We start from the raw sequence: 22,383 nt of genomic DNA, 5'->3' as shown, positions 1-22,383 counted from the left end.
AAATGGTAAACAAGGTTAAAGAACTTAGAAAAGAAAAAGGCTTAACCCTTAAAGAGTTAAGCGATGGGATAAATATGCCGGTTCCCACGTTAAGTAAATATGAGAACGGAGATCGTGAGCCGAAACTTGAAACGTGGCAGGAATTGGCAGATTACTTCGAAGTTTCAGTTAGTTACATTATGGGTATTTCAGATGAATCGGTGCCACAAACTGAACGTGCGGAGCAGGATGACAAGACGAGTGATACATTAGCGTCGCTCGTTTCAATGGCTAAGGAAACGAACGCTGACGTTGAGATGAGCTTTGAAATTCCAGCGGGCTTCAAGGTAACTATTAATGTCATGAAAGTGGAGGATATGGAAAATGGCAAAGAAAACAATTGAATTAACAGCAGAAGGTACGATCAAAGGCGACACATATTATTCAGATGGAACTCGTTTTGACGGAGAGTTTAGTATTGGTAAAAAACAGATTGAATTACTACGCTTAGACAAACTAGCAACAATCACGCTTGAAGTTGAACAAGATTTGGTTGAAGTGCCAACGTGGTTTGACGACTGGTATAAAAAAGTAGCGGAGCTTGCCGAGTCACCATCAATTAATGGTGAGCACCATAAAACTATTGCGCTATACCTCTTAAACCGTACAGGTTTTGATGGGGCATTGACTGCTGACAGATTCAATCCCGCCCATTATCTTGTAAATGGAGAACGGTACATTCCAGACGGCGAGGAAACAATCTTATTCACCAAAGCAATTCTGGATGGTTACAAGATTAAAGAAGAACCTAAATACCTAATTAAGATTTCAACGGATAGCGAAGGTGACGCTTGGTATTTGGGGAAGGATGGTCAAGTGGAATTTGAGAATGAGGAATATCCTACTGCGGATCCGTCATTCCATTTCACACAATCAGAAATTAAGCCCGAGTACGAACCATTCAAAGTGGAGGTGAAGAAAAATGGCAAAGATTAAAGTAACAGCGAAACAATTGGCGACAGCAGTGATTACTAAAGATAGTAATTTGAAGGGTAAATCTTTAGCTGGTTCGAAATACAGTTTCGGATATTGGCTCAAGCCTCTTGGTGCAGATGCTGAAATCGAATTAGATATTCCAGATGAGCAATTACCAAAGACTGAGCGAGTTGAGTTTGATGAAGAAAAACTATTTGATTTATGGGAAACTTACGATAATACGTTTTGGAAAGAAAAAGAAGACGGTAGTGCGTTTAAACCAATAGTTGATTACGTCAAGTCACTAACGCAGGTTGACCAATCGACGGCTATTGGGTTTGATTTAAACAATCAAATTACTGAACTGGTTGACCAATTATCAGAAATGACAGTTGCTCGCGACAAAGCAGTCAAAGACCTGTCCGACGCTCGTTCACAATTTGAAGAAAGTCATTTGAAAAGTATTATTGAACAACTTCAAACAGCTAATAAGCAGCATAAGGCTGACAAGAAGGCGCTTAAAGCTGAAATCGAAGCACGCGAGGTTCGTGAAACTGAATTGGTACATGAGCTTGAGGAGTGGAAATCTAAATATTCTACGGCAAGCCTACGGGCAGGAGAGCTTAATGCGTCTTTGGGAAAAGAATTGGCAGAACTCAAAACTAAGTATGCGCCAGTAAAGCTACCAAAAGTCGCGTTTGAATGGTTTGAAACATTGGATACAGATGAATTTGGTCATTTAAGAGCCGTCGGTTTTGCAAATGCTTTGATTGGAACGCTGCCAAAAATGGATTATCCAGATGGATTTATTGAATGGATTAAGGGAAGTGGTGAGTATGAGCAAAGTCTTAATCAGCTGCTGATGCTTCACGCAATCGGTCGTGGTTACACACTCAAGAAAGAGAAGAAGTATCACGTGGTGTTTACTGATAATGACGGATACAGTGAAGTATTGGCTGGTACAGTATACGGCGTAACGTATATCGAGAAGATCAATAAAGCAGGCGATTATAAAAGTGATGCAATTGAATTTACTGAATCCGAAATAAATTCAATTAATCCAAAGTACATGGCATTCGCTGTGGAGGTGGAAGAATGATATATAAAGTTATGAATAAAGATAGCAAACATTTAGGGTTTGCAGAATTGTTTTATGATTCCTATGAAATGATTTCACAATACCAATTAACTGAGAGCGTTGGAAATAATAGTTGGCATTTTAAGGATGGCCAACGTGTTTACCGAGGCGACTGGATCATCACTTATATTACCGGTCTTAACGGCGTAAAAGTTGCAAACTCTTATGAATTTAGTGAATATTGGCAACCCCTAAATAGTGAGTATTGGCAACCTCTAAAAAACCCGTACCCTAACCCCGAACCAAAAACACCGCTATATCGTATCTATGCGCCAGACGGAGTCATAGAAACTCATAGCTTAGACATTGAGGTGAATGGTAAGTTTGATCGGTACACAACGACCGATGGTAACGATGTGCTGCTACGTCGTGGTACCATCACCCGAATTGACGAGGTGCAAGAGTAATGGATTTAAACAAACGTAAAACAGTGATGATTATTGAAAGTGTACTCGAACCGGATGAGTTAATGGAAGTGCTCAACGATGGAATGGCGAACGTGAATTGGTCAGATTACACGAATGAAGGCATCGCGGTTGAAACCAGCACCTTAAACGAAGAAGGTGCACGCAACGTCGATACACTGATTTTTGAACGGTAACGGAAAGCGAGGCAGGAAAATGAATAAAAGTGAAGTTGGAAAGTACGCAAAATTGTTAGTAAGTGTTCTCTTTGAATGGAACTCAAATCAGAATGATTTATATGATTTCGTCGATAATTATTCAGATGGAGAGCTTGATGATGATTAAAAAAGTAGGGGTAATTGGGCATCCAGATGGCGCAGATTGGATTGTTGGACGCGATAACGTTGCGCGAATCAAAAAGGTAACTAACAGCCCTTACTTCTGGTCAATCGAAGTTTACTTTGAAACTGGCGAAAAGTTAACGATTCCATATAATTCAGCTATTTTTTTGGAGGTAAATGATGAGCGATAACGGTTTAGGAGCTGTGTTCATCATTTGCGGAACTGCAATCATTATCACGATGATTGTTGCGGTGATTAAAGGTTTAGGCGATTAGATGACAACGTTAGAGCAAATCCAGAGAAGTATCCTCGCTGGTGCCAAGCGAACCATGCAAGCGAAGTCAGCGTTTAGACATGATCTATATGAGAATGGTCGCCAAACAGTCGCTTGGAACGATAACTATGACCAACGATTAATGGTATATCGCGAGATGGCAGAGTTACACGGTATCGTCGATAGATATGACAGATTAGAAATGCGCATGGGTAGCAAAGTATTTACTCAAACATTTGGAGCAAATGGCGCTATCAAGTATGAGGAAGTGAAAAATGACAAAGTATCGTAAAACGGCATTGATTGAAGCCGAGCAGTTTGATGGTTCAGGTGCGATGATTGAAAAATATGGGATTGTCAGTATTTTTCCAGAAGGCCAAGCAATTCCAACATTAGAAGGTGCAATGATGTTGAAGGTGAATGATTGGATTGCAACTGGCGTCAATGGTGAACATTGGGCTATTGCAGATGATATTTTCAGAAGGACGTATGAGGTGGCTAAATGAAAGAAACCTTAGCTATGTGCGCGCAAACTTGTTTGATGATTCTAGGAATCGGAACGTTAATAATGCTAACAATCAAAGCATTGTCAGAAATTGCGGGGTGGATATTTCTATGAGTTTAGCAGCAACGTTCTTGATTGGTTGTGTAATGGGCGCATTGCTCGTAATAAGTTTTACAGATAAATAAGCAGGAGGATATCGCATGGAAGATTTAACAGGGTTCAACTATCTGGCCACTAAGGCAAATGTTATGAAAATCGTTAAGGAGTATCGACGAAGTAAACGCGCGCTGGCTTCGTTTAGCTATGGACTGAAATCGCCAGTGATGTCCGACATGCCAAAAGGTACAGCGTTCGGTAATTCATCGGAGGATATGCTAACTAAGCAGCTTCATTCGCAACAAGTGGTAAATCAGTTTGAGGGAGCCGTTAACGCGCTTTTCGATACAATGCTAATCGATTGCATGGATGCATTCTTCACGGCTGAACATGCGCTCTCGATTGAGGAATTCGCATATAAGTTTCATGTCTCGCAAAAGTCGGTTAACAGGATTAAGAAACGTACATTGGCTAGGTTCTGTGAAACCTATGTGTACAGCGACTTATTGGTGCTAGATGATGAGTATGAAAGCGTTTCCTAGAAAAGTGCGATATTTGACACTTTCGTGACACTTTTCTGACACTTTTAATCTCGAAAACCCTGTAATATAGGTATTGTTGAAAGGTTTCGCGATATCCCTTTCAACCTCCATTTTTTAACAGGTTTTCTCTTCTTATATTTTTTAGTTCTGAAGCGTGAATGGCTATCATTTATGAACGCGTGCACTTTGCCGGTGACCGTTCAATCGGCGAAAGATCGAGCCGACCTAGAATGAGGAGTGGCGAAATGGTGCGACTGCTAGCTTGCTGCTAAGTCGCGTGTGGTTCGATTCCACACCGTCACATAGGAGCTGGACGTTCTCCGAAAAGAGTCCAGAAGCCTACTTGATGACATTACAGAGCGTTAATAGCGTACGTGCGGTGAGATTCCGTATACATAACTCCTTGGATTGAGTCTAAAAGCAGCAGGAAACTTTATTTTATTTTTGTAGACGCTGGGTAAGCGACAGGTCGTTGAAATTGCGACCATTTGGTTAATTAGCTTATTTGGTAGAGCGCTCGGGGTCTAGTCGAGATAACAAGGTTCAATTCCTTGATTGACCATAGACCATGATAGCTAAATGGCAAGAGCAATTCGCGAAAGCGGGTGTACGGCGGTTCGATTCCGTCTCACGATCATATGTCCTCGGATTGACGTTAAAAGCAACGAGAACTCGTTTTTGAAAACGGGGTTCAAATATAATTGGCTGTTCATGTAGCTCAACAGTAGAGCATATTACTTTTAGTGATAGGGTGCAGGTTCAAATCCTGCTGTGAACATAGGTCAAGGCAAAGACCGAAAAATGAGCCGCTGCTTTCTGGGTTTGCAGTATGAGTGGATATCTCCTTTCTTGAATAGAAGTTTAATATTAGGTGGTCAAATGCTTGGTAGCAGGTTTGATGGTGGCCGATGGTTCGATTCCATCAATTTGACATAGAATTCAGAGCAAGACGAAACAGGCACGCAGCCGAACGAACTACACACTGGGTGGTGGCGTGCGAAGCAAAACTGTAATGAGTTCGATTGGCTTTCGAGAGTAGTTGGTTCCTCCTCTTGAATAGTCTTGAATTGTTTTTAATAAATGAGTTTAATACAAATTGCATTGGCTGAGTTATCAGTAGACGAACCAATGCTGGACATGGCTTGCGGATTGTTAACGTGAAGCAGAGGGGTCGTACTCTCGCATGTTCGTAGTCTTGCCGTGATAAGCGCTGATGGCTTTTAAGATGGCCGAAGTTTTAGCGAGATATGAAACACCTTTCTGATTACGTGAGGTGTCTCTCTATGAAGATTGATACACAAGAGGCAAGCCGTAATTTGGTATCGTGCGACCATGATTCCGATAGCTTGTCCGTACATAATTAATTAACGTTCGTTTTAGCTGACAACTCCAAAGTGCTATTCCTGCACAGGGTGGAGACAACAGATTAAAGACAAACGTTATTTTTTTGTCTAATAACATAAAAAGTAGAAAGCACGGTGAAATGATGCAAATTATAGATAAGTTGATTGATGAATTGATTCCATACGCTAATAATGCCCGATTCAATGACCAAGCGGTTGATGCGGTGGCACGTTCTATTGATGAGTTCGGCTTTAAAGTGCCGGTAATTGTTGATGGTAACGGTGAAATCATCGCTGGCCACACACGAGTTAAGGCAGCTAAAAAGTTGGGACTAGAAACAGTGCCGACTATCGTTGCCGATGATTTAAGTCCGGAGCAAGTAAAAGCATTCCGTCTCGCTGATAACAAGGTTGGCGAAATTGCGGAATGGGATATGGATGCCTTAGCAATTGAATTACAAGAACTTGAATTGACTGATATTGATATGAGCGGTTTTGGTTTCGCAGATGTTACCACGCTTGATGATTTAGATGACGATGAGTTTGAAGATGATGATATTGAAACTGGAGGCGATAACTTCGACAAGGTAGTTGCTGCGCTCTCAAAGTTAAGCTCAGCTGATTTAATTACCATGCCAGAGTTTGAAGGCAATCGGGTGGTATTCCATGTTAAAAATTAAATCATCAAAACTTGGCATGCCTTATCAAGGTAGCAAACGCGCTCTGTCTGGACAGATACTCTCAAAGATTGTTAATAAGGTCGGTACGCGAGACTTCGTGTTATACGACTTGTTTGGCGGTGGAGGTGCGATGACTGCTGCCGTAGTTGAAAACGGGATTCCGGTTCATTACAACGAGCTGGATCCTAAAACATATGAGCTATTCGAATATGTTATGACGCATGAAGAATTTCCAGATGAGTTTTACAAGTGGTACAGCCACGAAGAAGCAGATGAACTAGTCAAGCAAGACGGTGTTTTAAGCAGCTTCATTCGTATCGTCTGGTCATTTGGTAATGGAGTCTCAAAGTTTTCATACTTATACGGAACCGACATCGAACCATTCAAAAAATTAGGTCACTATGCGGTAGTGTTTGGCGATAAGCAATCAATTGATAAGTTGAATAGACAATTCAGCACAGATGCCTTTAGTGTATTTGATACCGGAGAAAATACTTATAAAGGCCGAGATTTAAAGGTGCGTCGATTAAGTTTCGGTCAAATTACTAAAAAGCTTAATTTGGAATTGAACGAAACGGTATTACAACATTTGCAAGGGCTCGAACAACTCAATCGCCTCGAACATTTGCAAAGACTTGAGCAACTTAATCGACGCAAGCAACTCACTTTTTCAAATGGAGATTATCGTACAATTGAAATTCCGGATAATGCAGTTATCTATGTTGACCCACCGTATAGAGGGACAGCAGGTTATGCACAAGAGTTTGATACTAAAGCGTTCGATAAGTGGGTAAGCGAGCAAACGGTGCCTGTATTCATTAGCGAGTACAATGCTCCGTTTGAAGTTATCTGGGGCAAGGTTAAAGCCGAAACGTTTAGTCATACAGCTAAGCGTACTAAGAACGTAGAGAAGTTATTTTGGAATGGAATTTCAAAGATAGACAATTAACCGCTGACAATATGCCGGCGGTTTTTACTTGCCGAAAGGAGGCACGACATGGCATTAGATGAATTCGGCTTAACGCTCAAACAACGGATATTCGCTGACGAGTACATTATTAATCATGGTAATGCCTCCGAGGCGTATCGAAAGGCTGGTTATTCAGCAAAGGTCACGGCTGCCGGCGCGTCTGAAATCTTGAGAAATCCAAAGGTTCAGGCTTATATCGCTATGCGGACGGCTGAAGCTAAATCTAAGCGTACTATGGACGTCACAGAGGCGCTTGAACGTCTCGCTAGTATTGCTAGAGGGGAAAAGCAGAGAGGCGTCTCAAACAGCGTGGAAAAGGTCGAAAACGGGAACGGCAAATCTTCGACAAAAAAGCGTGCTAAAACATATGAGTACACACCGGACAGTCACGACCAATTAAGCGCTATTGATACGATACTTAAAGTTAATGGTGCGTTTAACGAAAGCCTCAACGTTAAGTTGGAACTGCCGACGTTCGTTGACGATGTTCCAGAAGATGATTGAGGTGTTGCATGAGCGAAACAGTATCAATTAGTAAATTAATTGGCAAAGGTTATAACCGATATTGGAATGACCGACACTTCTACAAGGTAGTCAAAGGCTCGCGTGGTAGCAAGAAATCAAAGACTACTGCACTGTGGTATATCTATCACATTATGAAATACGATTGGGCTAACATCTTGGTAGTTCGTCGATATTCACATACTAATAAGCAATCTACATTTACAGATTTGCAATGGGCTGTCCACAAGTTAAAAGTGGATAGCCTTTTTAAGTTCAATAGTTCGTTGCCTGAAATCGAATACCTGCCAACTGGCCAGAAGATTATTTTTCGTGGATTAGATGATCCGTTGAAAATCACATCTATTTCTGTCGCGGTTGGCTTTTTGACTTGGGTATGGTTTGAGGAAAGCTACCAGCTTGAATCTTGGGACGCTGTTCAAACTGTCATTGAATCTATTCGTGGTGGTGACGATGATAACCCCGAGTTCTTTAAGCAAGCAACCTTCACGTTTAACCCTTGGAGTGAGCGCCACTGGCTTAAGTCCACGTTTTTTGATGAAGATACGAAGGTCAAAGATGTATTCGCGTATACGACGACTTACAAGTCTAACGAGTGGCTTACCAAAGAAGATATAGCCCGATATGAAGATGTACGCAGAACTAATCCCAGACGTGCGCGCATCACGTTAGACGGTGAGTGGGGTGTGGCAGAAGGATTAGTGTATGAAAACTTCGTGGTTGAGGACTTTAGTATTCACGACAAGGTAAAGAACGCCGACGCCGTAACGCAAGGAATGGATTTCGGTTTCAAGAATGACCCAACGACGTATATCAACGCAGCTATTAACTTTGACGATAAGGACATCTGGCTGACAGAAGAACTGTATCAAAAAGGAATGCTGACAGATGAAATATTCGCGTGGCTAAAAGCGCATGACCATTTGAAAGAAGAAATCAAAGGCGATGAAGCTGAGCAACGTTTGATTGCTGAATTGAAGTTGAAGGGCGTCCGCCGGATTATCCCAAGCGCCAAAGGTAAGGATTCAATTCGACAAGGTATTCAGTACCTACAAGGATTCACGATTCATATTCACCCGTCTTTAAATCATACGATTGATGAAATAAACACATATGCGTATGACCAAGACAGAGAAGGTAAGTGGCTCAACAAGCCGATTGATGCCAACAACCACATCATGGACGCATTGCGCTATGCCGTCAGCACTTGGAGCTTGAAGCCAACTAAACGTGATGTGAATAAAACTATTAGGAAAGTGAAGGGATTGATTAAATGACAGACGAAGTGTTGATACCAGTAGCGAATGAGTTTGAGAATGACATTAATGTTAATCGATTTAATCAGACGCAAAGATATGATGCGCAATCGAATATTCGATATACGTATAACGGTGAAGCAGCTGATTTGCTATCTAACCTATCAGAATTGATGAAATTCATTCAACACCATAAAGAGCACCAAGCGCCACGATTAAAGTATTTAAAATCATATGCCGACGGTAATAACGTTGGTATTTTGACTGGTGATAGGCGTATCGGTAAAGAGAAAGCTGATAACCGTGCAACTCATTCGTTTGGCGAGTATATCGCTAACTTCTTTACTGCATATGATACTGGTGTACCTCTTAAAATTGCTATTCCAAACGATGATAAGGGTACTGCGCAAATCAATGAGATTAACGATTACAACAAAATCGACGCGCTTAATACCGAAGTCTATTTAGACGCTGCAGTGTTTGGTCGCGGATATGAACTGTGGTACCGCTCGGAAGATGATAAGGATGTTGTCGTTCGTCTGGATCCATTAAACACATTCGTAATCTATAACTTCGACATCAAGCCTAAGCCAATCATGGCAGTTAGCTATCGCCCTGTTGCGTTAGACGAGAACAAGTATTTGATTACCGTTTACACAAACAATAAGGCAGTAGTGTTCAACGAGACGGCTATCGAATCTGGACAGCTAGTATTGAATAGCGAAGAAGCGCATGCGTTTGAGCGTGTGCCGATTGTTGAGTGGCAACTCGACCGCGAACGCAAGAGTACGTTTGAGAAGGTCATTCCGCTAATCAATCTCTATGATGGTAGCGAATCAGATACAGCAAACTACATGCAAGATTTAGTCGACGCAATGTTAGTTATTACTGGTGATATTGATGGTGCTGGCTTAAGCGCAGATGACATGATTGGAATGGCACGTGCTAATATTTTGGCATTGCAATCCGGCGTTGATTCAAGTGGTAAGCAAACGCAAATGGGCGCTAACTATATTTACAAGCAATATGATGTCGCAGGAATTGAAGCATACAAGAAACGTCTTACGAACGATATTCATAAGTTCTCATATACGATTGATTTAACTGATAGCGAGTTCATGGGAAACATCTCCGGTGAGGCAATGAAGTATAAATTACTCGGCATGCAAAACAAGGCTTCTACACACCAGAACTGGTTCATTAAGGGGTTGATTGAACGGTATCATCTCGTTGCTAACATCGAAAGTAGCGTTAACGAGTGGGAAGGTGAGGAGTATTCAAGCGTTGCTGTGGACTTCACACCTAACCTTCCTAAGAACGTTAAGGAAGCTGTCGAGACGTTTAGTGGCTTAGGCTTGCAAGTATCACAGAAAACAATGCTTAGCCAACAGCCTTATATCGACAACCCAGATGATGAAATTAAGCAGATTCAAGAAGAAGCAGATGAACGTGAAGCTATGATGCCGACTGAACCAGCGTTGCCGATTGATGACGCTGGCAACTTGCAAGGCGGTGATGTGAATGCGAAGCTTGCATGATTTATCCGAACTTGAAAATTACATCAAAGAGTTTCCTAGCGCTAAAGTAATTACAGATACGCCTAAAGCGCTTACCGCCGATGCAAAAGAAGCCACGTTTAGAAATCGCCTCTATTGGATTAGACGCGAAAACGAATTAGAAAACTTTCGGAATAAGTCTGATAGCCTGTTTAACGCCAAATTAGCCGATGAATATCAATCGATGGCAGATGATTTGTGGAAAGAACAAACAGAGTGGCTATTAAAGAATAACGAAGGCGGAATGGTGACGCTTGGTAACGTAACTAAGCAAATACCCTTGCAAGATTACAAGCGCGCGCAGAAGGACTTACAGGCGTTTCTAAACGAGTCTTGGCAAACTGGTAAATCTAAAGAGTTCATGGCAGCGTATGATTTAGCTCATCGAAACACCGAGCTAGAACTTATGAATATTCAACTTGGCAAAGTCATGGCAAAACATGGCGTGAATCTGGATAGCATGATTCAAGAAAAGATGATCCAGAACTACGCTAACGAAGTTGCTATGCATGCGAAAACGATGGGCATTAAGATTCCTAAAATCGATGAGGGAATGATTAAGTCGTTGGTTCAAAATAAGTTCGTCGGGCAAACGTTTAGCGACAGGTTGTGGAATCATCAAGCCGAACTAGGGAATCGTTTGAATGCTGCTATGCGTGATACTCTAATGCGAGGCTTGAATATTACACAAGCGCGTGCAAGGTTAGTGCCGTTGCTTGATAAGTCGGTTAAGAATAAGCTTGCTGCGGTTGATAGATTGTACAACACCGAAATGCAACGTGTTCGAGCCAGAGCTGCAGTGAACAATGCTAAGGATGCCGGATTTAAGAACATGATGTGGCATGCTGAAAGCGGTGCGTGTGAGATGTGTATGCCGTATGATGAGCATACGTTTGCAATCAAAACTGTGGAAACGATAGATGTTAGTTCACCAATTATTCCGCAACACCCGAACTGCAGGTGTAGTTGGTTTGGGACAAATGAAGATAACCCAATGGATTATTCGCTTGCTGAAGATGTTGTCGATTCAATCGACCCCAAAAGTCGCAATTCGAAAGGCCCCAAAAGCAATTCTGGTGCGTCGAAGGGGTATAATGGTAGTCGGGGTAAGACACCCAAGTATCGAAATGACCGTCGGGAATTACGAACAAAATTCGCAGCTGATAAAGCTTATGAGGCAAAATTTAAATTCCTGCGCAACCGATTTGAAAATGGGATTGGCGACGGGATTGAAACGAAAATTAAGATGATTAAATTTAATTCAAAATCATTTGAACATATTTTTAATCGCCACGAAATAGCGGCAAATTCTCCGAAAAAAATTACGAATATTATTGAAACAATTAAGAAGCCTGATTTCATCATGGATTCTTATGACGTGGAAAATCGAATGAATAAGGCGTTTGTTAAAAAAATTGATGGTGAGTACAGACTTGTCTTGATTGATAAAAAAAGCAATGTGCTTACTTCGTATACAAAAACACTTCGACAAATGGAAACACAATTCAAAAATAAAAAAGGGGTGGTTACTCATGGCACTAAAGATTTCTAATATCTCGTATGAAGAAGCGGAAGATATATTATTCGTGAATTACGTCGGGGATAGCGCTTCGGTTATCGAATACGTGGAATTGAGTAACGGGGTTAATCTTGACAACGTACCAGCCGACAGTGATGCGGGCTCAGTTGAAGTAACTCCGTGGGTTTCTGGACCCGATGATTGGGACCTAGCAAAAGAATTGCTAGCTTTCGGTTTTGATAAAGATGATGTGATAATTAACTTAGAGCAATTCATGCAACTGTGAGTTGCTTTTTATTTTGTCCGAAACGACGTTAAACTAATTAAAAATGTATGTGGGATTTAATAGCGGTATATCGTGTCTGGGCTTAATTGCGTGGATGGGGTATAGCGCTATTTTTGACTGGATAGGAGAACAAAATGTTATTGAAAAGTATGATTCGTTTACATGAGGCCGATACCGGAACAGAAGGTGGCAACGCAGGCGTTGAACCTGAAAAGACATATACGCAGGCGGAAGTTGATTCGCTTACTGATAAGAAGGTTGATAAGGCTATTCAAACTGCTCTAGCTAAGCAGCAAGAAGAATTCGCATCTAAGCTTGAAACTGAAAAAGAAGAAGCTGCGAAGTATGCCAAGATGACCGCCGAGCAAAAGAAGTCAGCTGAAATGGAAAAGCGCGAACAAGAAATTGCAGAACGTGAAACCAAGATTGCACTTCAAGAATTGCATGGTGAAGTTGTCGCTGATTTAAACGAACAAGGATTGCCGATTGAATTAGCAGATGTATTTACCGTTAACGGCGTTGATACCGAAACAATTAAAGGCGCAATCGAAAAAGTTTCCGAAACTATCAAGACGCAAATTGCCGAAGGGATTAAGGCTGGCGCACGTCAGTCAGCTCCTAAGAGTGGTGTAAATCTTGGTAGCAAGGAAAATAACACGTCACTTGCAGAGCGTGCTTCTAAAGCTCGCATTATTTAAAACAGGAGGTCATATATATGACAGTGGAACAACAAACATTCAATCCAGCTACGGTATTAATGCATGATGCCAAGAACGGCTATATTCCAAATGTGTATTCTGATTTGGTGTTAGACGATTTCTTGCACGAATCAGTCGTGACTAAGCTCGGTAAGTTCATCGATATGGGTAGCGATACTGAAAAGGAATTTCAACACCAATTGAACGGGCCTGGTGCTTACTGGGTTGCTGAAGGTCAACGCATTAACACTACTACCTCTGAATGGGCAACTATCAAGATGACATCGCATAAGTTGGCTACCATCGTGCCTATCACTAATGAATATGGCAAGATGAACCAAGCGGACTTCTTTGATATGATGCGCCCACAAATTGCAGCAGCATTTTATGAAAAGTTCGATAAGGCTGTATTGTTGGGTATTGATAACCCATTCACACAATCAATCGAATCAATCGTGACTGATGAAGATAACGATGCCGTTGTTACAACTCGATACGCTAACAAGATTGATGAAGAAGATGTCTTGGCGCTTGAGGATTTGCTTACTGATAAGGAAATTGACCCTAACGCGTTCATCTCTACTAGCAAGAACCGCTCTATGCTTCGTAAGGCTCGCAACAATAACGGTGTTGATAGCTCAGAAGTCTATGACCGCACATCTAAGAATATTGATGGTGTGGCCACAGCAGAACTTAGCGGTGTAGAACGCGGTGAGTTGTATCTTGGTGATTGGAACAACTTGTTCTATGGTGTGCCAGCTGGTATCGAATACAAGATTTCAGAAGAAGGCTCATTATCAACAGTCGTTGGTTCTGATGGTCAAGTAATCAACTTGTTTGAACGTGATATGGTTGCAATGCGTGTGACTATGTATGTTTCAATGATGGTTCTTAAGGAAGATGGCTTCGCTAAGTTGGAACAAGGCACCGAAGTTGCTGGTGATGATTACGGCAAGCAAGTTGTTGTTAACGTAAATACTGGAGCGGAAGAAATTCCAGCAGGTTAAGGAGAATATTAATTATGGCAGAAAAGCAAAAGTACACCGTATTACGAGTATTTGAAGATATTCATTTAGGCGTTATTTATAACATCGGCGATGTTGTCCCTTTTGGCGTAAAACGAGCAGAAGAAATTATTGCTAACTTAGATGACACATTTATTGAAAAATATGAAACTCCAGAAGATGATGCTCAAGTGGAAGATACAGAAGGCGAGAACGCCGACGTTTAAGGAGGTGATCCATTGTCTGTTTCAGATGATTTAGATAGCCTGTTGCATGGCACGTTAGACGATAAGTTAGAGGTTTTGGAAGCTCAAACGCGAGCTGAATTGAAAGCCAAAATATTAGCTGAAGATGTGCCAAAAGCGCTTGAATTTACAATCTTGCCAGTGACCATGAAGAAACTAAACCGATTAAATAGTCAGGGCGTTAGCTCGTTCACCAGTGATGATGAATCATATGCATTTGAAGCTGATGATTGGGCAGAGTTTGACAAGGTTATTAATACTTGGATTGAGCTTAATGGCGAAGTTCATGATGGTTCGCGACGTGGCAAGATTTCATTTTATTAAGGAGGTATGACCAGATGGTTGAGAAAGCAAAGTTAACACCAGCAGAATATGAAGTAGTATTCGTATTCCGCGACATGTTCGATGACTTGCACCAGTATGGATTAGGCGCAGATTATCCGCGTCGAGGTGCTCCAGAAGCGACAAACGAGCCTAATCGAATTACTGAATTAGTTGAGCGTGGACTAATCGCCAAGATTTAGGAGGTGGGTATTATGGCTATTCCTCCCGATTGGGGCTTTGCCGGAAACCTAGCATTGCTGCAAAACGAAAGCGCGTCTGAGGTGTTTCTACATGAGAGAGGACACGTTCAAGACGATGAAGGCAACTTCATTAGTGGCTATTCCGATGAAGCGATACCAGTTCAAATGACAATCTCGGCTATGAATGAAAATACCGACGTTCAAACGTATGGTGACAAGGTGATGAATATGAAAGTGGGTAAGACCATTAGCAATTCAATCAACGAGTTTGCTAACGAGAACGATGGTATAAGTTTAGACGGTGAGAATGTCGTGTATCGTATCGTTTCAATCAGAACGCTACGAACCCATAAGCGAGTTATCCTCGAAAGGAAGTGAGTTTATGGGAACTATTAAATTAAAGCTAGATGTTGCTAAGCTGAAAAATGGTGCTGCTAAGCATACAGATATGTATCGAAAAGCCAGTATGCGAGCCTCTCGGCGCATGGGCGAAGATATGAAGAAGTTAGCCACGTCCAACCTTGAATCATCTGTGAGGTATGGAACCGGCGGTCTAGCGAGCTCTATTCGGTATCGGTACAAGGAACAAAAGGGTGGACGCGTAACGGTATCGCTTTACAGTAATTCGGATCATTCCGATTATCGCGAATTAGGTACTGGTCGCGTAGGTGCTCAATCTGTCCGCATGGAAGTTAAGCATGCGTATGGCTCTGTTGCATATACTAGCAAGGATGTGTGGGTCTTTCCGACTGACATGGATTTTGGCGTGCTCTACGGTATGGTGAGCTGGCAAAGCAAAGACGGTCAGTGGTTTGCTCGAACGCATGGGCAGAAGTCACGACCATATTTGTTTCCGGCGTATAAGCAGGTATCGCAGAAGGCTAAGCAATATCTTAGTGACGAATTTAGAAATGTGAAAGGGTGACGGCATGATTAAACGAATTAATGTTAAGAAGGCGGTGGCAACAACGCTGAGTGGCATTGAAGGATTAACGTTGCAATCTACCGTTTATCCGCAAACTTGGACAGACGAATATCCGTCCGCAATATTCTATACATCTCATGAGCCAGCAAAAGGCTATGAAGTTAACGAAGAACTTTTAACGCATTGGACTATCACAATTGAATTGTATGGTGAAAGAAGCCTCACTGATTTAGAAGATAAATTAGACGAGGCTTTTTCTGTACTCGGATTTAGAAATTTAAGCTCGGAGGATGCCAATACAGCAATTTTGAAAAGGATCGTTGTGGCGTATGAGGGCATTGTTAATAACGAAACTGGATTAGTTTTCCAGTCATAAATAAGGAGGCATTACATGACTATTGAATCAGGATTATTGTCGGCGCAAACATTGCTCCAATACTCAACAACAGAATCAGGTACTTATTCCGACTTGGGCGGTGTTCAATCCGTTCCAGAAATCGGTGGGGCACCTGAAAAGGTGGATGTAACCACACTTGCCGATACGCAAAAGAAATACATCAAGGGGCTTCAAGATACTGACAACATGGAATTTAAAGTTGTATATCGTGGCTCAAACTTCACGACCGCTAAGGCTATGGAAACCGCAGCGTCTAAGTTCTGGAAGGTGCTCTATCCAGACGGCTCATTCGTATCATTTAAGGCTGGTGTCACTGTTAAGCGTGACGCTACCGAAGTTAATGGTGCATTGACATTTACTGTCATTTTGACCCCAGAAACAGACTTCACTTATGGAACTACTGCTTAAGTGATTCCGAGAGGCAATCTCTCGGGTACATATTAAATTGTTGATATGTCGGCATAGCCGTAATCAAACAAAACATATACGAGGTAATTTACACATGAAACCTATTGAATTTAAATTTGGCTCTAAGACACTCTCATTGAAGTTAGATACTGCAACTGCCGTGCGTATTGAAACGCGTTTAGGCAAAGCATTTGTCGGCATTTTCTTTGACGGTGAAAACTTCCGATTGCCAATGACGCAAGAATTATTAATCGTACTTCAAGAAGCTAACACGATTCACGGTGTTGCTATCGCTGATATGTATGCGTTAAATGATGAGTTCATGGCAGCAGGCGGTAACTACATGGAATTGATTCCGGCCATTCAAAATTTGATGAGTGAAGCGGGTTTTTTACCAAAGACAGACAAACCGGAAGCTATCAAAGCGCCTTCAGCGCCAGCAATGGTAGCAGTACCGGAAGTTCAAGTGCCAACGGAAACTCCAGCACAACCAACGGTGTAAAGAGTTATAGCAACGTCAGCGAATTGCTTGAGGATCTATATCCAATTGCTGTTGAATCTGGAATTCCAGTTGATAAGTTTTGGGAGCTGACTTATGGCGAGTTGATGGTACAGCTTGAAGCTAACCGGAATCGCGAAATGCGTAAACTTCAAATGCAGGCGATGATGGATTACAAGCAAGCTCAACTGAATATGTATACTAACGCGCCTAATGAAATGCCTAAGATACATGAGCATTATCCGTTCGTCGAGCAACCCGAAGAACCGAAATCGGTTGAGGGGCTCGAAGGCTGGCAACTCATGAAGCAACAGATTGAGGCGCGGGCAAAACAGATTTCAAACAAATAATAATTAGATTTGAAAGGAGGTTAAGACATGAGTGCAGAATCAATGAAGATGTCGATTGAAGCGGATTTAGCTCCGTTTATCGAAAGTATGAAAAAGATGGTTTCTGAAGCAGAAAAAAGCGCTAAGCAAGCGTCGGCTGCGATGGGAAAAGTATCTGGTAAAAGTCCATTCGGTTCTATCGGTAACGGCTTAGGCGGTCTCAAAGAAAAGCTTAGTGGTGCCTTTTCTGGATTGAAGATTCCAAACTTTGCTTCAAAAATTGGTACCGGATTTAAAGAAATTGCTAGCAGTGGCGGTTTCCAAAAGTTCACAGGCATCATGAGAAACATGTCTAACCAAGTAGCACATGGCGTCGGTTCGGCGTTCAAAGTTGCGGGGAGCGCTATTTCTAAAGTGGGTAGTGGTATTGGCTCTGCGGTTAGCGGAGTTAAGAATTTCGTTACCAGTGGATTAAAGATTGCTGGTATCGGTTCGGCTATTGGATTAGTAGCAGGTGCCGTTGGTATGCTTAAAGGTTCAATCGGGCCCGCAATTCAACGTATGGACACGTTGGCTAACGCTACACGAACGTTTGCGAACATGGGGCAAGGCGATGCCACCGGTATGATGGAACAGCTTAAGAAGGATATTGACGGCTTGCCAACATCACTCGATTCAGCGGTTCAAGGAATTCAATTGCTTACTGGTGCAACTCAAAATATGGGTGCATCTGAAAAGATTTTTAAAGCAATGAATGACGGAATACTTGGTTTCGGTGGTAGCTCTGAACAAGTTTCTAATGCGGTTACTCAACTTTCGCAAGATTTGGGTAACGGTAAAATCACAGGGCAAACTTGGCTGTCACTTATTAATAGTGGTATGGGGCCCGCCTTGAATGCGTTAGCTAAGAAAATGGGCATGACCACCGGCGCGCTTCGTGAAGGATTATCGTCTGGATCCATTTCAGTTCAAGACTTTTCAAATCAGTTGATTGCGCTTGACCAAAATGGTGGCGGTGGCTTAGTTGCGTTATCGAAGTTAGCGCAAGATTCAACGCAAGGGATTGCGACTAGTTTTGCTAATGCTAAGACAGCAATTGTTCGTGGTGTGACTGAAATCATCACTTCGTTTGGTCATATCACTGAAGCGCTAGGACTTGGCACGCTATCTCAAATGATTATGAATTTCGGTAAGAATGCCGAAGGCGCATTGAAAAGTGTCGCAATCATGATGGACGGTATTGCCGATATGCTCGATGGTGGTAAAGGTCGGGCTAAGCGTGCGAAGGATATGGAAGATTTGCGGAAACGTGCAGAGGCTTCTAAATCAGCGATGAACGGAATGTCCAAGCCAATGCAGGAAACTGCTGAGCCGGCTAAAAAAGTTCAAAATAACATGGCTAAAACGGCTGATAAGGCTAAGGCTAGTGCTAAGTCCGTTAAGGCTATCAAGAAAGATTTACAAGCAATGATGGGGTTCGATGAAATCAACCTTATTTCGCAGCAAGATACCGATAACGGCTTGAATACTACGCCTGACGCTAGCACGCCAGTAGCAGATGCCGGTGGAGCTGGTGCGGGTTCGTTTGATTCCGGTAGCTTCGATGGCGCTAACAGCAAGCTTGATGGAATGAAGAATAAGCTTAAAGGCATTTACGATAGCTTGAAAGATTTCTTTAAACCATTTAAAGATGCGTGGGATAGTGCCGGTGGCTATGTAATGCGGACGCTTGGCGATACTATCAAAGCGATTAAGCAAGGTTGGGCAGATTTCGGGCGTGATTTTGCAAGCGTTTGGGAAAACGGAACGGGTACCAAGTATCTGACTGGACTGTTAAATCTGTTCGCGGAACTAGTCGGCTTCATTGGTGACATGCAGCGTTCTTGGAACAAGGCTTGGAATGATAATGGAGCCGGCAAAAAGCTGATTCAACAAATATTTGATTCGCTGATTGCAATTAATGATTTGCTTATTACAATCACTCGAACATTCCGGCAAGTTTGGAACGAGGGTGTCGGCGATCGTATTATGGCAGCTTACATTAAATCGTTAACTCAAATGTTTGGTATGGTCGAAAACGTTGCTAAGGCGTTTAAAAAAGCGTGGGATCAAGATGGTGCAGGATATACCGCAGTAAGTAAACTTTTCAATGCCGTTGAAAAAATTTACAAATTAGTCGGAGATGTTGCTGAATCATTCGGTAAGGCGTTTAACAGTAATGTTGGCGTAAAAGTTCTTCGAGAAATAATTGATATTGCTGGGAACCTTGTTGATGATATTGGTAGCTTAGTTGGCTCATTCGATAGAGCTTGGAAAAAGGGCGATAACGGAACGAAGCTATTTAAGTCCATTCTCGGCTCGGTTGAGCCCATTTTAAAAGAGACGGATAAGATTACTGATAGCTTCGCTAAATGGGGCTCACACCTCGATTTTGAGCCTCTAATCAAATCATTATCAACTGCGTTCAAAGGTCTAGGTGATATTTTGAAGCCTGTCATGGATGTAATCGATGAACTCTATAAGGTCTATCTTGAACCGATTGCTTCATTCTTGATGGAAGGTGTTATTCCGGGAGCATTAGATATTATCGGCGGTACTTTCAGCGCGGTAGGTGCGATACTTGATATTTTCATAACCGCATTAAAACCTGTTTGGGATTTGATAGTTGCTCCAGCAGTCAAAATGGAATTAACTATTTTAACCGCTGCGTTTAGAGGTTTGGGCATAATGTTCAAGTTCGTAGGCGACTTATTGCAAGGCTTTAAAGATGTTCTGGTATCGTTGTTTAACGGCGACTGGAACGGTGTAAAAAAAGGCTTTGATAAAATGGGTAAAGCTGTCATGGATGCTATTAAAGGCATTAAAGATAATTTGCTTAAAACACTCGGCAAACTTGGCAGCGAGATTGGTGAAGCGTTTGGGAACTTGTGGAATTTCCTTAAAAAGAGATTCATGATTCCGATTGATGCAGTTATCAGTGTTGTCTCGGCTCTGTGGTCTTGGAGCGCTAACGTTCGTGGCTGGATTGTTGAAAAAATAGGCAATCTATGGGATAGCATTAAAGAAAAGTTTAGCATTGGCTGGGGAGCTGTTAAAAAGGGGGTTTCAGTTCTTTGGGATTGGGCTTCTAGCGTGGCTGGTTGGATTAAGGACAAGCTAGGCGATTTGTGGGACAACATTAAATCGAAGTTCGGAATTGATACTAGCAAAGTTACGAACTCTGTATCTGCACTTTGGGATTGGGCAAAGGGTGTCGGTAAGCTGATTAAAGAAGGCATCGGGCTTGTTTGGGATATTATTAAAGGCTTCTTTACTTTAGATAGCTCAAAAGTTATTCATTCTGTATCTGCACTTTGGGCATGGTCTGACAAGGTTGATGATTACATCAAAAAAGGTATCGGACTTCTTTGGGACACGATTAAATCATTGTTCGCAGTGCCAGGCGAGTTCGTTCAAAATGCTGTGAAGGTTTTGTGGGAATGGGCACAAACTCTTCCAGAACGATTCGTAAAAGGTATCGGTAATATTTGGGATGCAATTAAATCGCTGTATTCAATTGCAAGTGATGTTGTTGTAAATGCCGTTTCAGCTCTTTGGGATTGGGCGCAAGGCGTACCTCAAAAGCTGCTCGATGCAATTGGTAGCGTTTGGGAAACCATTAAAAGTTCATTCGCAATCGCAGCCGAAGTCGTGGTAACAGCGGTTTCAGCTCTTTGGGATTGGGCAAAGGATGTTGGTAAAAAAATCTTGGGTGCAATTGGTAATATTTGGGATTTCATTAAGAAGTTGTTTACATTTGAAACTAAGTTAGTTCTTGCGTTAGTATCCGTTCTTTGGAATTGGGCGTCTGGTGTTGGAAAAAATATTTTTGACAAAATTGGTGGCATTTGGGACAAGATTAAATCATTGTTCGATATTAAAGGCAAAAGTGTTAATAACTATGTTGAGGCTCTTTGGAAATGGGCATCGGGTGTTATTGCATCAATTAAAAAGCCAATTGATGTTGTGTGGGACAAGATTAAATCATTATTTTCAATTGATGGCGCTACAGTTTCCAAAAAGGTGTCCGCTCTTTGGGATTGGGCATCGGGTGTTATTAATTCGATTAAAAAGCCAATCGATATGGTTTGGGGAAAAATTAAATCGCTGTTTGCAATTGACGGCACCACAGTTTCTAACAAGGTATCTGCACTTTGGGACTGGGCTGGTAATGTTATTACAAAAGCCAGAAAAGGTTTAGGCGATATTTGGGGTGGCATTAAAGACAAATTCAAGAGCATTATGGATTTGAAGATTAGCATACCAATTTCGGCAAAGTTCCTTGAAAATGGTGTGAAAAATATTGTTAATACTTTCATTCAAGGACTTAATGATGTTATTGGCACATTAAATAGCATTCCTGGAATTAAGATTCCATATATTAAATACTGGTATCACAATGGTACTCGCCGACATAAAGGTGGGTTAGCAGTGGTCAATGATGGACTTGGTACTAACTGGCGCGAATCATATCGTGGCAACGATGGACAAGTTCGCATGTTCCCAGCAAAGCGTAATTTAACGGTTCCACTTGAAGCAGGCGCAACAGTTTACACTGGTAACGAAACGAAGGATTTATTCCCGCACTACGCAAATGGGGTGGGTAATATGGACATCAATTCGTTCAAGTCAGGTATTAATATGCCAACCGTTGCAACTTCTCAAATGGGTATGAGTGCAACTTCAATTCATATTGATAGTGAACAAATTGGTCGAGAAATCGCTAATGCTGTTAGCGAAGCGTTGCGGAATCAAGGTGCTGGAAGCAATCAACAAACTGGTGATATTACAGTCGAGTTGAAAGTGGATAGTTCTAAGCTTGGTGAGGCAACCGTAAAAGGTTTAAACAAATATCATAATGAACAAGGGCGTATCGAATTGATTCTTTAAGAATTGAGGGCATACGCCCTTTATTTTGAAAGGAGAAA

General features: G+C 41.9%; 29 protein-coding genes and 1 tRNA gene. All 30 read left to right on the top strand.

What is annotated here, in order from left to right:
• Positions 1–2: 2 nt before the first annotated feature.
• The gene (locus EQG49_RS02430) at positions 3–383 is read left to right on the top strand and encodes a helix-turn-helix domain-containing protein (RefSeq protein ID WP_133362481.1); all 381 of its coding nucleotides are present in this window, start codon (positions 3–5) and stop codon (positions 381–383) included.
• Positions 364–975 carry a DUF1642 domain-containing protein gene (locus tag EQG49_RS02425; RefSeq protein WP_133362480.1) on the top strand — a complete coding sequence of 204 codons (612 nt, stop codon included), beginning with the start codon at positions 364–366 and terminating at the stop codon, positions 973–975. The genes EQG49_RS02430 and EQG49_RS02425 overlap by 20 nt, the downstream gene beginning before the upstream one ends.
• On the top strand, positions 962–2,053 hold the full coding sequence (locus tag EQG49_RS02420; protein ID WP_133362479.1) for a DUF1642 domain-containing protein: 1,092 nt from the start codon (positions 962–964) through the stop codon (positions 2,051–2,053). The genes EQG49_RS02425 and EQG49_RS02420 overlap by 14 nt, the downstream gene beginning before the upstream one ends.
• Complete coding sequence (locus tag EQG49_RS02415) at positions 2,050–2,499, top strand: hypothetical protein (protein WP_133362478.1); 450 nt, start codon at positions 2,050–2,052, stop codon at positions 2,497–2,499. The genes EQG49_RS02420 and EQG49_RS02415 overlap by 4 nt, the downstream gene beginning before the upstream one ends.
• Complete coding sequence (locus tag EQG49_RS02410; RefSeq protein ID WP_133362477.1) at positions 2,499–2,693, top strand: hypothetical protein; 195 nt, start codon at positions 2,499–2,501, stop codon at positions 2,691–2,693. Before EQG49_RS02415 ends, EQG49_RS02410 begins: the two co-directional genes overlap by 1 nt.
• Before the next feature lie 19 nt (positions 2,694–2,712).
• Positions 2,713–2,841: a hypothetical protein gene (locus EQG49_RS14025; RefSeq protein ID WP_279232818.1), complete on the top strand. Its 129-nt coding sequence runs from the start codon at positions 2,713–2,715 to the stop codon at positions 2,839–2,841.
• On the top strand, positions 2,831–3,028 hold the full coding sequence (locus EQG49_RS02405; protein ID WP_133362476.1) for a hypothetical protein: 198 nt from the start codon (positions 2,831–2,833) through the stop codon (positions 3,026–3,028). The genes EQG49_RS14025 and EQG49_RS02405 overlap by 11 nt, the downstream gene beginning before the upstream one ends.
• A gap of 85 nt (positions 3,029–3,113) precedes the next feature.
• Positions 3,114–3,404 carry a hypothetical protein gene (locus EQG49_RS02400; RefSeq protein ID WP_133362475.1) on the top strand — a complete coding sequence of 97 codons (291 nt, stop codon included), beginning with the start codon at positions 3,114–3,116 and terminating at the stop codon, positions 3,402–3,404.
• On the top strand, positions 3,388–3,618 hold the full coding sequence (locus tag EQG49_RS02395) for a hypothetical protein (RefSeq protein ID WP_133362474.1): 231 nt from the start codon (positions 3,388–3,390) through the stop codon (positions 3,616–3,618). The genes EQG49_RS02400 and EQG49_RS02395 overlap by 17 nt, the downstream gene beginning before the upstream one ends.
• Before the next feature lie 199 nt (positions 3,619–3,817).
• Positions 3,818–4,255 (top strand): ArpU family phage packaging/lysis transcriptional regulator, encoded by a 438-nt coding sequence (locus EQG49_RS02390; RefSeq protein ID WP_133362473.1) that lies wholly within the window; start codon positions 3,818–3,820, stop codon positions 4,253–4,255.
• Between the two features lie 707 nt (positions 4,256–4,962).
• Positions 4,963–5,033: transfer RNA gene (locus EQG49_RS02380), tRNA-Lys, on the top strand.
• A 705-nt stretch (positions 5,034–5,738) separates the two neighbouring features.
• A complete protein-coding gene (locus EQG49_RS02375; RefSeq protein ID WP_243115733.1) occupies positions 5,739–6,278 on the top strand; it encodes a ParB N-terminal domain-containing protein in 540 nt (179 codons plus the stop codon).
• A complete protein-coding gene (locus EQG49_RS02370) occupies positions 6,265–7,227 on the top strand; it encodes a DNA adenine methylase (protein WP_133362472.1) in 963 nt (320 codons plus the stop codon). Before EQG49_RS02375 ends, EQG49_RS02370 begins: the two co-directional genes overlap by 14 nt.
• 48 nt (positions 7,228–7,275) lie before the next feature.
• The gene (locus tag EQG49_RS02365) at positions 7,276–7,752 is read left to right on the top strand and encodes a terminase small subunit (protein WP_133362471.1); all 477 of its coding nucleotides are present in this window, start codon (positions 7,276–7,278) and stop codon (positions 7,750–7,752) included.
• Positions 7,753–7,760: 8 nt separating this feature from the next.
• A complete protein-coding gene (locus tag EQG49_RS02360; RefSeq protein WP_133362470.1) occupies positions 7,761–9,047 on the top strand; it encodes a PBSX family phage terminase large subunit in 1,287 nt (428 codons plus the stop codon).
• Positions 9,044–10,564 (top strand): phage portal protein, encoded by a 1,521-nt coding sequence (locus tag EQG49_RS02355; RefSeq protein ID WP_133362469.1) that lies wholly within the window; start codon positions 9,044–9,046, stop codon positions 10,562–10,564. The genes EQG49_RS02360 and EQG49_RS02355 overlap by 4 nt, the downstream gene beginning before the upstream one ends.
• Positions 10,548–12,134 carry a hypothetical protein gene (locus EQG49_RS02350; RefSeq protein ID WP_133362468.1) on the top strand — a complete coding sequence of 529 codons (1,587 nt, stop codon included), beginning with the start codon at positions 10,548–10,550 and terminating at the stop codon, positions 12,132–12,134. Before EQG49_RS02355 ends, EQG49_RS02350 begins: the two co-directional genes overlap by 17 nt.
• Entirely contained in the window at positions 12,115–12,387 is a 273-nt protein-coding gene (locus tag EQG49_RS02345) for a hypothetical protein (RefSeq protein WP_133362467.1), read from the top strand. Before EQG49_RS02350 ends, EQG49_RS02345 begins: the two co-directional genes overlap by 20 nt.
• Before the next feature lie 134 nt (positions 12,388–12,521).
• Entirely contained in the window at positions 12,522–13,085 is a 564-nt protein-coding gene (locus tag EQG49_RS02340; RefSeq protein ID WP_133362466.1) for a DUF4355 domain-containing protein, read from the top strand.
• A 17-nt stretch (positions 13,086–13,102) separates the two neighbouring features.
• Positions 13,103–14,092 carry a phage major capsid protein gene (locus EQG49_RS02335; protein ID WP_133362465.1) on the top strand — a complete coding sequence of 330 codons (990 nt, stop codon included), beginning with the start codon at positions 13,103–13,105 and terminating at the stop codon, positions 14,090–14,092.
• Between the two features lie 14 nt (positions 14,093–14,106).
• Entirely contained in the window at positions 14,107–14,316 is a 210-nt protein-coding gene (locus EQG49_RS02330) for a hypothetical protein (protein WP_133362464.1), read from the top strand.
• Between the two features lie 12 nt (positions 14,317–14,328).
• Positions 14,329–14,658, top strand: coding sequence for a hypothetical protein (locus EQG49_RS02325; RefSeq protein WP_133362463.1), 330 nt, complete (start codon positions 14,329–14,331; stop codon positions 14,656–14,658).
• 14 nt (positions 14,659–14,672) lie between these two features.
• The gene (locus EQG49_RS02320) at positions 14,673–14,858 is read left to right on the top strand and encodes a hypothetical protein (protein WP_133362462.1); all 186 of its coding nucleotides are present in this window, start codon (positions 14,673–14,675) and stop codon (positions 14,856–14,858) included.
• Between the two features lie 12 nt (positions 14,859–14,870).
• Positions 14,871–15,236, top strand: coding sequence for a hypothetical protein (locus tag EQG49_RS02315; RefSeq protein WP_133362461.1), 366 nt, complete (start codon positions 14,871–14,873; stop codon positions 15,234–15,236).
• Between the two features lie 4 nt (positions 15,237–15,240).
• Entirely contained in the window at positions 15,241–15,783 is a 543-nt protein-coding gene (locus EQG49_RS02310) for an HK97 gp10 family phage protein (protein WP_165964730.1), read from the top strand.
• 4 nt (positions 15,784–15,787) lie between these two features.
• Positions 15,788–16,159, top strand: coding sequence for a hypothetical protein (locus EQG49_RS02305; protein ID WP_133362459.1), 372 nt, complete (start codon positions 15,788–15,790; stop codon positions 16,157–16,159).
• 15 nt (positions 16,160–16,174) lie between these two features.
• The gene (locus EQG49_RS02300; RefSeq protein ID WP_133362458.1) at positions 16,175–16,588 is read left to right on the top strand and encodes a phage tail tube protein; all 414 of its coding nucleotides are present in this window, start codon (positions 16,175–16,177) and stop codon (positions 16,586–16,588) included.
• A gap of 94 nt (positions 16,589–16,682) precedes the next feature.
• Complete coding sequence (locus EQG49_RS02295; protein ID WP_133362457.1) at positions 16,683–17,090, top strand: DUF6096 family protein; 408 nt, start codon at positions 16,683–16,685, stop codon at positions 17,088–17,090.
• A gap of 23 nt (positions 17,091–17,113) precedes the next feature.
• A complete protein-coding gene (locus EQG49_RS02290; protein WP_133362456.1) occupies positions 17,114–17,437 on the top strand; it encodes a hypothetical protein in 324 nt (107 codons plus the stop codon).
• Between the two features lie 27 nt (positions 17,438–17,464).
• A complete protein-coding gene (locus EQG49_RS02285) occupies positions 17,465–22,345 on the top strand; it encodes a tape measure protein (protein ID WP_133362455.1) in 4,881 nt (1,626 codons plus the stop codon).
• Positions 22,346–22,383 lie beyond the last annotated feature (38 nt).

Source organism: Periweissella cryptocerci, from assembly GCF_004358325.1.
Classification (GTDB): Bacteria; Bacillota; Bacilli; order Lactobacillales; family Lactobacillaceae; genus Periweissella; species Periweissella cryptocerci.
Note: the sequence above shows the minus strand (reverse complement) of the source record. Positions and strands in the feature narration are given on the sequence as shown.

What these genes read in the sequence shown, in the direction of transcription:
- EQG49_RS02340 (WP_133362466.1), top strand. Translation starts at nt 12,522, where the DNA reads ATGTTATTGAAAAGTATGATTCGTTTACATGAGGCCGATACCGGAACA.
- EQG49_RS02335 (WP_133362465.1), top strand. Translation starts at nt 13,103, where the DNA reads ATGACAGTGGAACAACAAACATTCAATCCAGCTACGGTATTAATGCAT.
- EQG49_RS02405 (WP_133362476.1), top strand. Translation starts at nt 2,831, where the DNA reads ATGATGATTAAAAAAGTAGGGGTAATTGGGCATCCAGATGGCGCAGAT.
- EQG49_RS02310 (WP_165964730.1), top strand. Translation starts at nt 15,241, where the DNA reads ATGGGAACTATTAAATTAAAGCTAGATGTTGCTAAGCTGAAAAATGGT.
- EQG49_RS02360 (WP_133362470.1), top strand. Translation starts at nt 7,761, where the DNA reads ATGAGCGAAACAGTATCAATTAGTAAATTAATTGGCAAAGGTTATAAC.
- EQG49_RS02430 (WP_133362481.1), top strand. Translation starts at nt 3, where the DNA reads ATGGTAAACAAGGTTAAAGAACTTAGAAAAGAAAAAGGCTTAACCCTT.
- EQG49_RS02395 (WP_133362474.1), top strand. Translation starts at nt 3,388, where the DNA reads ATGACAAAGTATCGTAAAACGGCATTGATTGAAGCCGAGCAGTTTGAT.
- EQG49_RS02400 (WP_133362475.1), top strand. Translation starts at nt 3,114, where the DNA reads ATGACAACGTTAGAGCAAATCCAGAGAAGTATCCTCGCTGGTGCCAAG.
- EQG49_RS02345 (WP_133362467.1), top strand. Translation starts at nt 12,115, where the DNA reads ATGGCACTAAAGATTTCTAATATCTCGTATGAAGAAGCGGAAGATATA.
- EQG49_RS02285 (WP_133362455.1), top strand. Translation starts at nt 17,465, where the DNA reads ATGAGTGCAGAATCAATGAAGATGTCGATTGAAGCGGATTTAGCTCCG.
- EQG49_RS02425 (WP_133362480.1), top strand. Translation starts at nt 364, where the DNA reads ATGGCAAAGAAAACAATTGAATTAACAGCAGAAGGTACGATCAAAGGC.
- EQG49_RS02300 (WP_133362458.1), top strand. Translation starts at nt 16,175, where the DNA reads ATGACTATTGAATCAGGATTATTGTCGGCGCAAACATTGCTCCAATAC.
- EQG49_RS02315 (WP_133362461.1), top strand. Translation starts at nt 14,871, where the DNA reads ATGGCTATTCCTCCCGATTGGGGCTTTGCCGGAAACCTAGCATTGCTG.
- EQG49_RS02390 (WP_133362473.1), top strand. Translation starts at nt 3,818, where the DNA reads ATGGAAGATTTAACAGGGTTCAACTATCTGGCCACTAAGGCAAATGTT.
- EQG49_RS02305 (WP_133362459.1), top strand. Translation starts at nt 15,788, where the DNA reads ATGATTAAACGAATTAATGTTAAGAAGGCGGTGGCAACAACGCTGAGT.
- EQG49_RS02330 (WP_133362464.1), top strand. Translation starts at nt 14,107, where the DNA reads ATGGCAGAAAAGCAAAAGTACACCGTATTACGAGTATTTGAAGATATT.
- EQG49_RS02375 (WP_243115733.1), top strand. Translation starts at nt 5,739, where the DNA reads ATGATGCAAATTATAGATAAGTTGATTGATGAATTGATTCCATACGCT.
- EQG49_RS02415 (WP_133362478.1), top strand. Translation starts at nt 2,050, where the DNA reads ATGATATATAAAGTTATGAATAAAGATAGCAAACATTTAGGGTTTGCA.
- EQG49_RS02295 (WP_133362457.1), top strand. Translation starts at nt 16,683, where the DNA reads ATGAAACCTATTGAATTTAAATTTGGCTCTAAGACACTCTCATTGAAG.
- EQG49_RS02365 (WP_133362471.1), top strand. Translation starts at nt 7,276, where the DNA reads ATGGCATTAGATGAATTCGGCTTAACGCTCAAACAACGGATATTCGCT.
- EQG49_RS02410 (WP_133362477.1), top strand. Translation starts at nt 2,499, where the DNA reads ATGGATTTAAACAAACGTAAAACAGTGATGATTATTGAAAGTGTACTC.
- EQG49_RS14025 (WP_279232818.1), top strand. Translation starts at nt 2,713, where the DNA reads ATGAATAAAAGTGAAGTTGGAAAGTACGCAAAATTGTTAGTAAGTGTT.
- EQG49_RS02350 (WP_133362468.1), top strand. Translation starts at nt 10,548, where the DNA reads ATGCGAAGCTTGCATGATTTATCCGAACTTGAAAATTACATCAAAGAG.
- EQG49_RS02420 (WP_133362479.1), top strand. Translation starts at nt 962, where the DNA reads ATGGCAAAGATTAAAGTAACAGCGAAACAATTGGCGACAGCAGTGATT.
- EQG49_RS02370 (WP_133362472.1), top strand. Translation starts at nt 6,265, where the DNA reads ATGTTAAAAATTAAATCATCAAAACTTGGCATGCCTTATCAAGGTAGC.
- EQG49_RS02355 (WP_133362469.1), top strand. Translation starts at nt 9,044, where the DNA reads ATGACAGACGAAGTGTTGATACCAGTAGCGAATGAGTTTGAGAATGAC.
- EQG49_RS02320 (WP_133362462.1), top strand. Translation starts at nt 14,673, where the DNA reads ATGGTTGAGAAAGCAAAGTTAACACCAGCAGAATATGAAGTAGTATTC.